11 protein-coding genes and 1 pseudogene are annotated in these 14,821 nt (G+C 67.3%); 10 read left to right on the top strand and 2 right to left on the bottom strand.

Annotated features, from left to right (window positions below; genetic code table 11):
• Window positions 1–65: 65 nt before the first annotated feature.
• Window positions 66–494: a hypothetical protein gene (locus BN1119_RS09835; RefSeq protein ID WP_041997319.1), complete on the bottom strand. Its 429-nt coding sequence runs from the start codon at window positions 492–494 to the stop codon at window positions 66–68.
• Between the two features lie 89 nt (window positions 495–583).
• Here BN1119_RS09835 and BN1119_RS09830 point away from each other — a divergent pair, with 89 nt between their 5' ends.
• Complete coding sequence (locus BN1119_RS09830; protein ID WP_041997316.1) at window positions 584–1,252, top strand: response regulator transcription factor; 669 nt, start codon at window positions 584–586, stop codon at window positions 1,250–1,252.
• Complete coding sequence (locus BN1119_RS09825) at window positions 1,249–2,493, top strand: sensor histidine kinase (RefSeq protein ID WP_041997313.1); 1,245 nt, start codon at window positions 1,249–1,251, stop codon at window positions 2,491–2,493. Before BN1119_RS09830 ends, BN1119_RS09825 begins: the two co-directional genes overlap by 4 nt.
• Window positions 2,494–2,565: 72 nt before the next feature.
• Here BN1119_RS09825 and BN1119_RS09820 read toward each other — a convergent pair whose 3' ends face one another.
• Window positions 2,566–3,471, bottom strand: coding sequence for a 1,4-dihydroxy-2-naphthoate polyprenyltransferase (locus BN1119_RS09820; protein WP_041997310.1), 906 nt, complete (start codon window positions 3,469–3,471; stop codon window positions 2,566–2,568).
• Window positions 3,472–3,679: 208 nt separating this feature from the next.
• Here BN1119_RS09820 and BN1119_RS09815 point away from each other — a divergent pair, with 208 nt between their 5' ends.
• From BN1119_RS09815 to BN1119_RS09780, 8 genes and pseudogenes are all read left to right on the top strand, one after another.
• Entirely contained in the window at window positions 3,680–5,002 is a 1,323-nt protein-coding gene (locus BN1119_RS09815) for an isochorismate synthase (RefSeq protein ID WP_041997308.1), read from the top strand.
• A 41-nt stretch (window positions 5,003–5,043) separates the two neighbouring features.
• Window positions 5,044–6,744, top strand: coding sequence for a 2-succinyl-5-enolpyruvyl-6-hydroxy-3-cyclohexene-1-carboxylic-acid synthase (gene menD / locus BN1119_RS09810; protein ID WP_209434904.1), 1,701 nt, complete (start codon window positions 5,044–5,046; stop codon window positions 6,742–6,744).
• A 141-nt stretch (window positions 6,745–6,885) separates the two neighbouring features.
• Window positions 6,886–7,704, top strand: coding sequence for a 2-succinyl-6-hydroxy-2,4-cyclohexadiene-1-carboxylate synthase (gene menH, locus BN1119_RS09805; RefSeq protein ID WP_084205394.1), 819 nt, complete (start codon window positions 6,886–6,888; stop codon window positions 7,702–7,704).
• A complete protein-coding gene (gene menB / locus BN1119_RS09800; RefSeq protein WP_041997302.1) occupies window positions 7,697–8,557 on the top strand; it encodes a 1,4-dihydroxy-2-naphthoyl-CoA synthase in 861 nt (286 codons plus the stop codon). Before menH ends, menB begins: the two co-directional genes overlap by 8 nt.
• Window positions 8,557–9,486: an o-succinylbenzoate synthase gene (gene menC / locus BN1119_RS09795; RefSeq protein WP_041997300.1), complete on the top strand. Its 930-nt coding sequence runs from the start codon at window positions 8,557–8,559 to the stop codon at window positions 9,484–9,486. Before menB ends, menC begins: the two co-directional genes overlap by 1 nt.
• Window positions 9,479–10,882: an AMP-binding protein gene (locus BN1119_RS09790; RefSeq protein WP_041997298.1), complete on the top strand. Its 1,404-nt coding sequence runs from the start codon at window positions 9,479–9,481 to the stop codon at window positions 10,880–10,882. Before menC ends, BN1119_RS09790 begins: the two co-directional genes overlap by 8 nt.
• 174 nt (window positions 10,883–11,056) lie before the next feature.
• Window positions 11,057–13,801, top strand: coding sequence for a collagenase (locus tag BN1119_RS09785; protein ID WP_041997295.1), 2,745 nt, complete (start codon window positions 11,057–11,059; stop codon window positions 13,799–13,801).
• Window positions 13,802–14,004: 203 nt separating this feature from the next.
• Window positions 14,005–14,775, top strand: a pseudogene (locus tag BN1119_RS09780) (SanA/YdcF family protein); the annotation flags it as partial.
• Window positions 14,776–14,821: the final 46 nt, after the last annotated feature.

Raw genomic sequence — 14,821 nt, 5'->3', positions numbered from 1 at the left:
CAGGGTCACGGTATGAAGTGTAACTATGGGCCTGGACGGGCCATTTTTCCCCTCGCCCTGAGGGATCAGTCCTCCTCCCGGCACTGGCTCAGCCGCTTGCCGTCGAAGCGGCACTCCAGCTCGAGCCAACGCCCCTCGAAGGGGGCCAGGCTGTCATCGGAGGCGCCATAACCCCAGACGCGCCCGTCAAGGACAGGCCCCTCCAGCTCCATCTCGTCGGCCTCGTCCAGGGGCTCCACCTCGCGGATCAGCCGTCGCTCCCCCTGCGCCGTCGTCTGCACCTCCCCTTCCAGATCGACCCAGGTACCGCCGAGGTCGTCTTCGTCCAGACCCTCCTTGAAGCGGGTCTGCTCGTCGATCACGAAGGGGATGCCGTTGACCATCAGCTGGCCCAGTTGCCAGGTGGTGCGGCCGGTCAGCTTGAACTCGGCCCCCTGCGCCCACCCGAAGGGCAGCAAGATCATCAGCAGGAGGGCACGCAGAGACTTCTTCATCGGGGATCCTCGGGGTTACACTGGCCACCAGCATGGCCTCTTCGCCGTGAAATGACCGTGAAAAACGGCCAAAACCAGGAGATCAAAACATGAAAATACTGGTGGTGGAAGACAATCCCCAGGTGGCGGAAACCATCATGGACTATCTGGAGCTGGCCGGGCACAGGGTGGACTGCGCCTATCACGGCCAGGCCGCATTGCAGCTGCTGGCCGAGCAGCGCTTCGACGTCATCATCATGGATGTCATGATGCCGCGCCTGGACGGTCTCTCCACGGTGGAGCGGCTGCGCGCGGACGGCATCGCCACCCCTGTGCTGTTTCTCACCGCCCGCGACAGCCTGGATGACAAGCTGGCGGGCTTTCGGGCGGGGGGCGACGACTACCTGATCAAGCCGTTCGCCATGGAGGAGCTGGAGGTGCGGCTGCAGGCCCTGGCCCTGCGCGGCCCCCGCAGCGACATGGGGGCGCTGACGTTTGGCGATCTGACGGTGGATCCCGCCGCAGGCCGCGCCAGCCGCGCCGGGGTGGAGCTCAAGCTCGGCAAGATCCCGTTCCAGATCCTCACCCTGCTGGTCAGGCGCGCCCCCCAGCTGGTGAGCCGCCAGGAGGTGCTCGACACCGTCTGGGGGGACGAGGAGCCGGACTCGGACGCCCTGCGCAGCCACATCTATGCCCTGCGCAACGCCCTGGACAAGCCCTTCGAGCACCCCATGCTGGAGACGCGCCACGGCCAGGGCTACCGGCTGATCACCCCATGACGAACCCGACACCGCCCCTTGCCCCCGGTCTGCCGAGCCTGCGCCGCCGCCTGGTGCTGATCCTCGGCAGCGCCGGCCTGCTGCTGCTGGTGCTGCTCAGCCTGCTGATGGTGGTGGCCGAGAACAAGATGGAGGAGCTGAGCCTGCGCCACTGGCTGGAAGCCGAGGCGACCCGCTATCAGGATGACTGGCTGCGCCTGGGGGACGCCGCCCCCGCCCCCAGCCCGCGTCAGTTCTCCAGCTACTGGACCGAGGCGGGGCGCCTGCCCGGCTGGCTCAAACCCTACCGGACCCCTGGCTTCTTCGAACATCAACTGGGCCGAGAGGACAAGCACTTCCTGGTGCGCTCCCACCCCTCTGGCCAGGGCCTCATCTATCTGGTGTTCAACGACGATGCCGACGACTACCTGGACCCTTATGAAGACCAGCTACACCTCGCCACCCGCCTCATCGGCCTGACCCTGCTGCTGGGGGCCCTCGGCTTCGGCATCTGGCTGGTGCGCCACATCACCCGGCCACTGGATCAGTTGCGCCAGCGGGTCGCCCACCTCACCCCGGATCAGGGGGACTTCGTGCCCGACGCCCCCTGGCAGGAGCTGCGGGAGATAGAGCTGGCGCTGCTGGCGGGCAAGCAGGAGGTGGCGGCCGTGTTCGCCCGGGAACAGGAATTCAGCCGCTTCGCCAGCCATGAGCTGCGCACCCCCAACATGGTGATCCAGGGCTCGGCCGCCCTGCTCGGCAAGGTGAGCGAGCTGCCCGCCCCCGCCGCCCGGGCCGCCAGCCGCATTCGCGCCGCCAGCGACGAGATGGCCCTGCTCACCGAGACCTTCCTGCTGCTGGGACGAAAGGACGCCGTGGAGCGGCCGCCCCAGCGGGTCGCCCCCCTGATCCAGCAGGAACTGGCCCGCCTCTCCCCCCTGCTGCAACGCGAGAACCTGGATATCCGCCTCGCGCTGGACGAGCAGAGCGAGGTCAGGGCCCCCCTCTCCCTGCTCGCCATCGCGCTCGGCAACCTGCTCAAGAATGCCCTGAGCTACGCCGAGGGCCACATCGAGATAGTGCTGCAAGGGCAGGCGCTCACCATCAGCAACCCGACGGCGGCGCCACCGGATCAGATCCTGGGTTACGGCTGCGGCCTCACCATCATAGAGCGCATCTGTGCCAAGCTCGGCTGGCAGATAGAGACCCGGCTGGAGCAAGGCGTGTTTCGCGCCAGCCTGCGGATGGGCGAAGGTCCCTGAAGGGCGGTGACCCCATGACCACAAAACACAGAGGCGGCCCCGGGGCCGCCTCTGTGTCGTTCCTGTCCGGCCTCAGGAGAGGGCCAGACCGAGGGAGAGCAGCAGGCTGTAGAGAAACGCGCTGATGGCGGTCTTCTTGAGGGCGCCGGTCAGCACCTCGCCATCCTGGCTCAGGCGCAGGGTGCGGGCGGCATCGGTGAGGGGCTTGAGCGCGGGCAGGAAGATCCAGGGCCAGAGGTCAAGGGGCTGGAGCAGCAGGAAGACGATGGTGGCCAGCAGCGCCGCCCCCAGCAAGGCCCAGTGATAGGCGATGGCCCGGCTGCGGCCCAGGCGCACCGCCAGGGTGATCTTGCCGCTGGCGGCGTCCGTCTCTATGTCCCGCACATTGTTGATGTTGAGCACGGCGGTGGCCAGCAGGCCGCAGGCGGTGGCCGGCAGCAGCAGATCCCACTCCAGGGTCTGGGTGAAGAGGTAGTAGGAGCCGAGCACCCCCAGCAGGCCGAAGAAGAGAAACACCGAGATGTCGCCAAAGCCGCGATAGCCGTAAGGGGTCTTGCCCACCGTGTAGGTGATGGCCGCGACGATGGCGGCGCCACCGAGCAGCACGAAGGCGAGGATGTGCAGCCAGGCGTCGCCGAAGACGCTGATCAGCAGAGCCAGGCCGCTCACCACGGCCGCCAGGGCGGTCAACCCCATGGCCACGCACATCTGATGGCGGGTGATGAGGCCGGAGACCACGGCCCGCTGGGGCCCGATCCGCTCGCCGTTGTCCGCCCCCGAGACCGCATCCCCATAGTCGTTGGCCAGGTTGGAGAGGATCTGCAACAGGATGGCGGTCAGCAGAGAGAGGGCCATGATGCCGCCGTCGAAGGCGCCACGGCTGGCGGCCAGTCCCGACCCCAGCAGGATGGAGGAGCAGGCCAGGGGCAGGGTTCGCAACCGCGCCGCCAGCAACCACACAGAGAAGGTATTTGTCATATTTTGATGGCCAAACAATCAGATATTGATCGTGTTAAGGGTTATCGAAACGGATTTGGGTATACTTGCCAGCCTGGGAGCCGGGCTCCCTCGGGCAATTTACAGGGATGAATGGGCGGATAATATATAGGAATAATCGCCCTTTGGCATAAACCGCGGCCTGCCCCCGCCCCACAGACCGTCACCCCACGGCTCGGATACGACATCCATGTTGGCTCAGACCCATATCAAGCAACAGCTGGACGCCCTGCGTCATGACCGGACCCTGGGCTTCGTGCGCCTGCGCGTGGCCTGCGAGGTGAACTCCTTCCTCGGCTGGCTCAACGCCCAGCCCCTGTATCCGCGCATCTACTGGCATGCCAGGGGGGAAGAGAGGCCCGAATACGTGGCCCTGGGCCGCATCCACGAGCTGACGGATCCCGCGCACATCGCCCGGGTCTGTGCCAACACCCAGGCCAGCCAGGTGGACAGTCCCCGCTACTTCGGCGGCCTGGCGTTCGATCCCGACCAACCGCCGCAAGGAAATCGCGAATGGCAGGGCTTTGGCCCCTGTCGCTTCGTGTTGCCGCGCATCGAGCTGGTGCGCCGGGGGGAGTGTGTCAGCCTCTGCCTCAACCTCTGGTTCGACGAGCACAATCGGGAGGCCGAACTGGCCGCCGGACACCAGGCCCTGGCGGCCCTGGTGCCTGAGGCGCCCCTGCCTCCCCTCACCCCTCAGCAGTGGCGGCGCCGGGATAACCCGGACAAGCCCGAATGGCAACAACTGGTCTCGACGGTCACGGCCCCCGACTTTCAGACCCACACCCCCAAGGTGGTGCTCTCCCGGGAGAGCCGGCTCGAGGGAGCCGACGTCAACCCCTGGAGCCTGCTGGCCCGCTGGGCCGAGCGGGCCGAACAGTGCTTTCGCTTCGGCTTCCAGTTCGAGCCGGATCACGGCTTCATCGCCTGCTCCCCCGAGCGGCTCTACCGCCGCGAAGGGCGCCACCTGTTCAGCGAGGCGCTGGCGGGGACCATACGCCGCAGCGGCGACGAGGCGCTCGATGCCAGGCTCGCCGCCGAACTGCTGAGCGACAGCAAGAACCGGCTGGAGAACCGCCTGGTCCACACGGACATACTGCACCGGCTCGCCCCCCTGGCCCACGACATCACCCTGACCGAACCCAGGATCCTGAAGCTGCGGCTGCTGCAACACCTCAAGTGCGACATCGAAGCCGAGCTCCATCCCGAGGTGTGCGACTGGCAGCTGCTGGCGGCCCTGCACCCCACCCCTGCGGTGGGCGGGGCTCCGCGGGAGTCGGCCCTGGCGTTCATCCGCGCACGGGAGCCCTATGATCGCGGCTGGTACGCCGGTGCCTGCGGCATGCTGAGCCGGGAGACCTCGGAGTGCAGCGTGGCCATCCGCAGCGCCCGCATCGACCCCGGGGCCGTCACCCTGTTCGCCGGTGCCGGCATAGTCGCGGGATCCGAGCCCGCCGCCGAGTGGGCCGAACTCGACAACAAGATAGCCAACGTCCTGTCCCTGCTGGGATAGCACCAAGCCCCACAACGAGAGCCCCTATGCCTGCCAGCCCAGTGTTTGCCAGCCATCACGCCACCTTCAATCACGTCTGGTCCTCTCTCCTGCTGGAAGAGCTCTATCGCCTCGGGGTGCGGGACATCGCCCTGGCCGCCGGCTCCCGCTCCGCGCCGCTCACCATGGCCGCCGCCGCCCATCCGGGCTTTCGCCGCCACCTCCACTTCGACGAGCGGGGCCTGGGCTTCATGGCCCTGGGGCTGGCTAAGGGGAACGGCCGCCCGGTCGCCCTCATCACCACCTCGGGCACGGCGGTGGCCAACCTCTGGCCCGCAGTGGCCGAAGCCCAGCTCACCGGGGTGCCCCTGATACTGCTGACGGCGGATCGCCCCCCGGAGCTCATCGACAACGGTGCCAACCAGGCCATAGACCAGCAGGGGATCTTCGCCCGCTACCCGGTCCACCAGCAGAACCTGCCGAGCCCCACCCCCGCCATTCCGGCCGCCTTCGTGCTGAGCTCGGTGGATCAGGCCCTGGCCAGACAGGCGCTGACCCCGGGGCCGGTGCACTTCAACTGCATGTACCCCGAACCCCTCTATCCTGGCGAGGCGTACCTGGACTTCTCCCCCTACCTTGCCCCCCTCGGCGACTGGCTCCACTCGGGCGAGCCCTGGAGCCCCTGGCAGAGCGCGCCCTCTCCCTGCCCGGCCCAGCCGGACTGGTCGACGTTTCGCGCCAGACGCGGTGTCATCGTCGCGGGACGCATCCAGGATCCCGCCCAGGCGCAGCAGGTGGCCCAGCTTGCCGAGCGCCTCGGCTGGCCCCTGCTGGCGGACCTTCAAAGCCAGATCCGCTTCGATGATCGCAACCTCGTCCACACGGATCTCGCCCTGCAACACAGCGGCTTCGTGACCGAGCTGGCCCGGGCCGAGGTGCTGCTGCAGTTCGGCGCCCGCCTCATCTCCAAGCGACTCGGCCACTTCATCAAGCAGCACCCCTGGCAGGATTACTGGCTGGTGGATCCCCAGCCGGCCCGACTCGACCCGGATTACCGGCTGCGCCGGCGCCTGGTGTGCGACCCCGCCGCCTTTGCTGCCGCCCATCCGGCGGCACACTCGCCGCAGCCCTGGCACAGGCTGGCACAGTGCCAGCAGAGCATCAGCCCGCTGATCCGCGCCGCCTGCGATCGCTTCTCCGAGCTCGGGGTGTGCCATCGCCTGAACCTGTTGGTCAAGGGCCAGCTGTTTGTCGGCAACAGCATGCCGGCCCGGCTGATGGACATGCTCGGCGAAACCGGCAAGGGCCCCAGCCGGCTGATGACCAACCGCGGCGCCTCCGGCATCGACGGCCTCATCGCCACCGCCTACGGCTTCGCCCAGACTAGCCAGGAGCCCACCACCCTGCTGCTGGGGGATCTGAGCGCCCTGCACGATCTCAACAGCCTGGCCCTGCTCACCAAGGCGCAGGCCCCCCTGGTGGTCATCATCCTCAACAACGACGGCGGCAGCATCTTTCGCATGCTGCCCGTGCCCAGAGGGGAGCTGCTGGAGAGCTACTACCGCCTGCCCCACGGCCTGGACTTTGCCCAGGCCGCCGCCATGTTCGGCCTTGGCTATCGGGCGCCCGCCACCCTGGCCGAATTTGAACAGAGTTACGCCGCGGCCCTTGAAAAAGGGGTAACCCTGATTGAAATCAAGGTGCCAAGCTGTGAAGTCGCCGAGGATCTCAAGGCGCTGGGAGACAGCATTCGTGGCTACTGAGTCGACACTCGAGTCTGCAATGGCCATCAAGGTACCTAGCAACCATGAAGTCGCCGAGGATCTCAAGGCGCTGGGGGACTGCATTCGTGGCCACTGAGTCGACACTCGAGTCTGCAATGGCCACCAAGGTGCCTGGCAACCATGAAGCCGCCGAGGATCTCAAGGCGCTGGGGGACTGCATTCGTGGCCACTGACAATACCCGGCAGGCCCGGCCGCCCCTGGTGTTGCTGCACGGCCTGCTGGGGGATGCCGATGACTGGCAGCCGGTCATCCAGGCCCTGCCGGGTGTCCAGTGCCATGCCCTGGATCTGCCGGGCCACGGCCGCAACAAGGGGCTGCGGGTGAACGGTTTTGACGAGGCCCATGACTGGCTCTGCGGCGAGCTGGCCGCGCGGGGGATTGCGCACTACCGGCTGGCGGGCTATTCCCTCGGGGGCCGGCTCGCCCTCCATCACGCCAGCCAGTCTCCCGCCGGCTTGCAGGGGCTCTTGCTGGAGAACTGCCACCCGGGACTGCCGGTGGCCGAGCGCCCGGCCCGTCTCGCCCACGACGAAGCCTGGGCCCGGCGCTTCGAGCAGGGGCCCCTGGCTCAGGTCCTGGCAGACTGGTATCGCCAGCCGGTGTTCGCCGATCTGGGCGACGACGCCCGCACCCGCCAGATCGCCCGCCACCTTGGCAACGAGGGCCCGGCCGTCGCCGCCATGCTGAGGGCCACCTCCCTGGGGCGGCAGCCGAACCTGGCCCCCTGGCTCCGGGATACCCGGCTGCCGGTACGCTGGATCTCCGGCAGCCGGGATCACAAATTCCATGGCCTCGCTTGCCAGTTGGTGAAGCAAGGCTGCAATATCAATCACTTGACCCTGGATGGCGGCCATAATCTGCACGCCAGCCAGCCCGAGCAGTTTGCCCGACTCCTGCGGGAGTGGGCTCACCAACCAGAAGAGAAGACCCATGATTGAAGCAATGACGGAAGCGGAACTGTACGCACCAGTCGAGTGGCAGGATTGCTCCGCCGGCTACGAGGATATCCTCTATCACAAGTCCCTGGATGGCATTGCCAAGATCACCATCAACCGCCCCCAGGTACGCAACGCCTTCCGCCCCCGCACCGTGAAAGAGATGTTGCAGGCCCTGGCCGATGCCCGCTACGACGACCAGGTGGGCACCATCATACTCACTGGTTTTGGCGAGAAGGCCTTCTGCGCCGGCGGTGACCAGAAGATCCGTGGCGACTACGGTGGCTACCAGGACGATGAAGGGACCCATCACCTCAACGTGCTCGACTTCCAGCGCGACATCCGCACCTGCCCCAAACCCGTGGTGGCCATGGTGGCTGGCTATGCGGTCGGCGGCGGCCACGTGCTGCACATGATGTGTGACCTCACCATCGCCGCCGACAACGCCCAGTTCGGTCAGACTGGTCCGAAAGTCGGCTCCTTCGACGGCGGCTGGGGCGCCTCCTACATGGCCCGCATCGTCGGCCAGAAGAAGGCTCGGGAGATCTGGTTCCTGTGCCGCATGTACGACGCGAATCAAGCCCTCGACATGGGACTGGTCAATACCGTCGTGCCCCTGGCGGAGCTGGAGCGGGAAACCGTGCGCTGGTGCCGGGAGATGCTGCAAAACAGCCCCATGGCCCTGCGCTGCCTGAAGGCGGCGCTGAACGCCGACTGCGACGGCCAGGCCGGTCTGCAGGAGCTGGCGGGCAATGCCACCATGCTGTTCTACATGACCGAAGAGGGTCAGGAAGGGCGCAACGCCTTCAACGAGAAGCGTCGCCCCGACTTCTCCAAATACAAGCGGAACCCCTGATGACACTTGCCCTCTACCGCTACCAGCTGCCCTTTACCCAGCCCCTGACCTTTCACGGCAAGGTGGAGGTGGCGCGCGAGGGCCTGCTGGTGCGCATCGACGACGGCTGGGGGGAGATAGCCCCCCTGCCCGGCTTCTCCCGCGAGAGTCTGGCCGAGGCGAAGAGCGAGAGCCTGGCCTGCCTGGCGCAGCTGGCCAAGGGACAGACCCCGGCCCCTGCGCTTCCCTCGGTGCAGTTTGGCTTCGATTGCGCGCGCCGGGTCTGGCCCGTGCAGACGGCCCCCCTGCCCGAACCCTATCCCCTCATTCAGGGTGCGCCCCAGGAGCTGCTCAAGCACTGGAAGAACTGGCTGCACCACACTCCGGACAAGGCCAAGCTGAAGGTGGCCCGCTACCCCATGCGCGACGAGCTGGCGCTGATCCGCCTGCTGTGCGATCGCCTGCCCAACCTCAAGCTGGTGCTGGACGCCAACCAGGGCTGGACCCGGGAGGAGGCCTGGGCCTTCTGCGGCCACCTGGAGGCGAACCGGATCGAATACCTGGAAGATCCGTGTGCAGACTTCGATGACATTGCCTTCGTGGCCGAGCGCACCGGCATGCCGGTGGCCATCGACGAACTGCTGGCCCAGGGCAAGCCCTGGCAACCCATACCCCAGCTGAAGGCCCTGGTGCTAAAACCCACCCTGCTCGGCTCCCTGGCCCACTGCGAGGCCCTGGTGGCAAGGGCCCGCGCATTACGGCTCAAGGTGATCGTCTCCTCCTGCTTCGAGTCCGGTGTCGGCCTGAACCAGCTGTTCCATCTGGCCGGCGAATGGGCGCCGGATCAGGCACCGGGCCTGGACACCCGCCGCTGGCTGGCGAGCGATCTGCTCGGCGCCGATGGCCAGCCCGACCCCGCCTGCCTGGAGACCCTCTACCTGAGTGACTGACCCAGCCCCCCTCCCCCTGGCCCTGCGTTGCCCGGTGCGTCACTGGGCACAGACGGCGCCCGAGCGCATCGCCCTTATGGGCGAGCAACCCCTCGACTATGGCAGGCTCGATACCCGGCTCAACGCCCTGTGCAAGCAGCTCGAGCTGGCGGGTTTGCAGGCCGGCGACCGGCTGGCCGCCGTGGTGCGCGGCGCCCTGGAGGATGTGCTGCTGGCCTGGGCCTGCGTGCGCAGCGGCCTGGTCTTCTGCCCCCTCAATCCCGCCTTTCCCCTCCCCAGGCAGGCCGAGCTGGCGCGGCAACTCGCCGTGGCCGCCTTCTGGTCGGCGGGGGCGATCCCGGCGGGCGACTGGCAAGCCCTCAGCCTCGACTTCACGGGCGAGCTGGCCGCCGAGGGGGAGTCCCCGCTGCTACCCGAGCGGCCGAGCAACATCATCCTCACCTCGGGATCCAGCGGCGCCCCCAAGGCGGTGGTGCACCGGCTGGCCAACCACCTCGCCTCGGCCCGGGGCTCGGCCAGCCTCATTCCCCTCGATGGCGACTGCGGCTGGCTGCTCTCCCTGCCGCTGTTTCACGTCGGCGGCTACGCCATCCTGTTTCGGGTCTTCCTGGCGGGAGCCGCCCTGGTGCTGGACGATCGCAGCCAGCCCCTCAAGACGCGGCTCGAATGCCAGCCCATCACCCATCTCTCCCTGGTGCCGACCCAGCTCTGGCGCCTGCTGGCGCAAGGGTTCGATCCCGGTCGCACCCGGGTGCGGGAGCTGCTGCTCGGCGGCGCCGCCATCCCCGGGCCCCTGGTCAACCGGCTGACCGCCATGGGGCTGGTGCCCAAGGTGAGCTACGGCCTCTCCGAGATGGGCAGCCAGGTCTGCACCGGTCAGCCTGCCGGTGCCGGTGTGGTGGGCAGGCCCCTGCCCGGACGAGAGGTGTGCATCCGCCAGGGGGAGATCTGCGTGCGTGGCGATACCCTGTTTGCCGGCTATTTCCAGGCCGGGGATCTGGTGCTGCCGCTGGATGAAGAGGGCTGGTTCCACACCCGGGACAAGGGTCATCTCACCCCGGACGGCGAGCTGGTGGTGGAGGGGCGGCTCGACAACCTCTTCATCTCGGGAGGGGAGAACATCCAGCCCGAGACCATAGAGCAGCGGCTGGTGGACCACGGCGCCGTGGCCCAGGCCCTGGTGGTGCCGGTGCCGAGCGAAGAGTGGGGACAGAGGCCCGCCGCCTTCATCGACTGGCACGGCGAGCCCGTGCCCCATGCCGAGCTGGCAAGCTGGATCAGAGCCACCCTGCCCGGCTTTATGGTGCCGGATCGCTGGCTGCCCTGGCCGGATCTCGGCGGCAACCTGAAGCCCTCCCGCACCCTGCTGGCCCAGAGCCTGCGGCAAGCGGAGTGATGCCCCCCATATGGGGCTGAGTCCTTGCTATCAATGCAGCCCCTTTTGGGGCTGTTTTTCATTGTTGCCTCCCGAATACAGGATTTGAAGGCGCCACCCGACACCTTGATATTCTTTTGGAACCCAATACCCTGCCTGGTCCCCCCACGCCCACTTTCCACCAAAGGGATCATGATGAATCACCTCTCCACCCGGCTGCTGCTCCTGGCGGCCCCAGGCCTGCTCGCCACCCCGGCCCTGGCCAACTACTCCCCCGACTGGCAAGCGTACCAACTCAAGGGGGAATCCAGCCGTCAGCTGGGGGACAACCTCACCGAAGTGACCTATGAGCTGGGCGCCCGCAGCAGCGACGCCCCCTATCAGCAACTGAGGGTGTATCGCCGTTTCGACTGGCGCGACGCCAATCTGGCGGCCCTGGCCGAGCAGCAGTGCGGCGAGCCCCGGCTCAGGGTCGAGCAGGGCTGGCAGATCCGCTACCTCAGCTGTGAGGAGGTGGTGCCCGCCGGCAAGGCCGTCCCGGCCAGCAGTTATGACTTTGGCTACGGCATGAAACAGGGCCGCTGGGAGCCGCTGGCGGGCACCCCGACCGCACCGCGTCAGGACAGTCTGCCGCTCCCCGAGCGCATCGTCCTGGGCCACAGCGAGCAGGAGCTGGATCGCTGCGAGCTCAACGGCGACGGGCGCTGCGCCGAGCAGGCATGGCAATATCGGCCCCAAGACTGGCAGCAGCTGAAGGTGCTGGAGGAGACCCCCAACGAGCGGGATGGCCGCCTCGAGCAGATCTTCTTCCGCCTGCAGCCCATCGCGGGCAGCCAGGCCGCCCGTCAGGTGAGCGAGCTGCACGTCTGGCGCCAATACAGCTGGCAGCTGGATGAAACCAGGGCACAGCAGGAGTGCGATGAACCCCAGACCCGCCAGGAAGGGGACAAGACCATCCGCTACCGGGTGTGCCGCCAGACCCTGCCCGCCGGCAGCGAGGTACAGGTGGTCCTCAAAGACACCGGCTATCAATACCCGGTGGGAGGGAGCGAGTGGCAGGCCCTGCCGGAAACAACCGAGTGGCAGGAGAGCCGGGTGCTCAACCGCCCCCTCATGCTGGCCAGCAAGGAGGAGCAGCTCGATTGCCGCCGTGCCGATGGCCGCGCCTGCTCCGAGCCGGATCTGCCCGATACCGAGCTGCTGGACGCCGACGCCGCCAGGATAGTGCAGGACGCCAGCGGCCAACCCGCCCCGGTCTGGCAGGAGAACTATGGTCACGACGATGCCAAGCTGCTGGCGGTGTCCCGCGGCATCCAGCGCCTGCTGGCGGCCAATCAGCCCGCCCATCCGGCCATGAAGCTGCTGCTGGAATACGTGCGTGCCCACAACTACCACAACTACGGCAAGCACAAGGAGGACGGCCCGGCCGCCGCCGAGGCGCTGGCCGAGGCACTGACCGCGCTCGGCGCCCATCCGCTGCTCTACCCGGAGCAGGCCAGCGACGAGGTGGGAGCCGTCATGGGGGCCTGGAGCATCGCCCTGCACGGCCAGTTCAGGAGCCCGGCGGTGCAAAGCCGCTTTGGCACCCTGCTCGGCCAGTTCAACCAGATGCTGGCCTACGCCACCCGCCATGCCAGCGAGATCAACGGCCAGCACCCCTGGGCCACCGGCCTGTTCGATCTGCTCAACTTCCTCGACTTCGCCAGCGACCATAGCGACGCCTTCGCCGCCGACTTCCGCCAGCAGGATGGCGAACTGCGCCAGCAGCTGCACGCCCTCGCCATGAGCGAACTCGCGTTGTGGCAAGGAAGGGACGGCGCGGATCTGTTCCTGCTCAACAACGTGCTGGATGCCTACACTCGCCTCTACCGGGTCGCCCGCTATACCCGCCCGGACGAGCTCGACGGCTACCGCAGGCTGCTGGATGACTCAGTCATCGAGCTTATCCGTCATCACGGCCTGATCCCCGGCGGCCAGCAGAGCCAGGATCTGCTGGCAGACATGTCCCTGACCCTCTCCACCTACTACCTGACCTACACGGACCGCACCGGCGAAGCCTGCATCAGCGGCGACTTCGCCGGGCTCTGCACCCCTGTCCGGGTGGAGGAGGTGCTGCCGTTCGAGCACACCTGCTCGCCGACCCTGCGCCTGCGGGCCCAGGATCTGACCATGGAACAGGCCGAGGGGATCTGCCGCGAGCTGGGCGCCGAGGAGCAGCAGTTCCATCAGCAGATGGAAACCGGCTGGCAGCCGGTGGCGGACGATCACAACGAGGCGCTGGAGCTGGTGATCTTCGACTCCTCCGCCGACTGGAAACGCTACGGCAGCGCCCTGTTCGGCGGCGTCTCCACCGACAACGGCGGTATCTACATCGAGGGAGATCCGGCTCGCCCCGGCAACCAGGCCCGCTTCTTCGCCTACGAGGCAGAGTGGAAGCGCCCTGCATTCCAGGTGTGGAACCTGCGCCACGAGTACGTCCACTACCTGGACGGTCGCTTCAACCAGTACGGCAGCTTCGGCCACTACCCCCTCAACCGCACCACCTGGTGGTCGGAAGGGCTGGCGGAGTTCGTCGCCCACGGCCAGTGCTTCGCCCGCGGTCTGGACAACGTCGCCGGCCGTCCGGCCAGCGATCGTCCGGCCCTGGCCGACATACTGCACCTGGATTACGACAAGGGGGGCGAGATGGTCTACTCCTGGTCCTACACGGTGCACCGCTTCCTGAACGAAACCGGTCGCGGCGCCAGCTGGCTGGCCATGGCCCGGGCCCTGCGAGGCCCGGACCGGCAGCAGGCGATGAGCGACTTCGAGGCCGAACTGGATACGCTGATCGCCAATGACAGCGAGGCCTACCAGCAGTGGATCGGCCGCGAGCTGCTGCCCTGGTGGGAGGCCAACAAGGAGTCCGACGAGTGCAAGGCCAACGACTCTTCCCACTGAGACGCTGGTATCCACACCCGAGGGCGGCCATGGCCGCCCTCTCTTATGGCGCCGTTTGAGAGAGGCAGGAGGGCCGGCCACGCCCTGCGACAACCTGTGCCCGAGTGACACCATGGAGTCGCATCAAACCTGACGCGCCAGGGGAAGTTGTAATAGAATACCCCCCTGTCATTTTCTTACTTCAGACCCGCACCGCACCGCCCATGACCAAGCTTCGCAAGACACTGCTCATCTGCCTCTGCCTGTTGCTGGGCGGCGCCGCCCTGTTGCTGGCCTATGGAGAGTGGGTCGTCTCCGAGAGCCGTCACTACACCTATGACGATGTCGATGCCGTGCCCTACAACCGGGTCGCCCTGGTGCTTGGTACCTCCAAATACCTGATCGGCGGCGGCACCAACCACTACTTCCAGACCCGGATCCGGGCAGCCACCGAGCTCTACAACAACGGCAAGGTGGACTACATACTGGTCTCCGGCGACAACGCCACCCTGCAATACAACGAACCGCGCCAGATGCGCCGCGCCCTGATCAAGGCGGGCATCCCGGCCAGGGCCATCTACAGCGACTACGCCGGTTTTCGCACCCTGGACTCCATAGTGCGGGCCAGGGAGGTGTTCGGCCAGGCACGCTTCACCGTGGTCTCCCAGGCGTTTCACAACGAGCGCGCCATCTTCATCGCCCGCCATTTCGGCATAGAGGCGGTCGGCTTCAACGCCCAGGACCCCAGCGCCTATCAGGGCATACGCACCCGGGTGCGGGAGGTGTTCGCCCGCCTGATGGGGGTGCTCGATCTCTATATCCTCGACAAGGGCCCCAAGTTTCTCGGCCAGCCGGTCAACATAGGCGAGCCCATACCCTGCCAGCCCCTGAGCACCCTGGGACTGAGCCAGCCCTGCCTGCCGCTGCCCACCGAACCCCTGGCCAGTGGCGAGCAGGTGCTGATCCAGCCCTCGGCGGCGCAGGCGACCCAGGCTGAGTGACACGGGCGCCCCCTGACACGAAAAGACCCGCCGAGGCGGG

It is taken from the genome of Aeromonas bivalvium (assembly GCF_000819765.1).
Lineage (GTDB): Bacteria > Pseudomonadota > Gammaproteobacteria > Enterobacterales > Aeromonadaceae > Aeromonas > Aeromonas bivalvium.
This window is presented reverse-complemented; position numbering and strand designations above follow the sequence as displayed.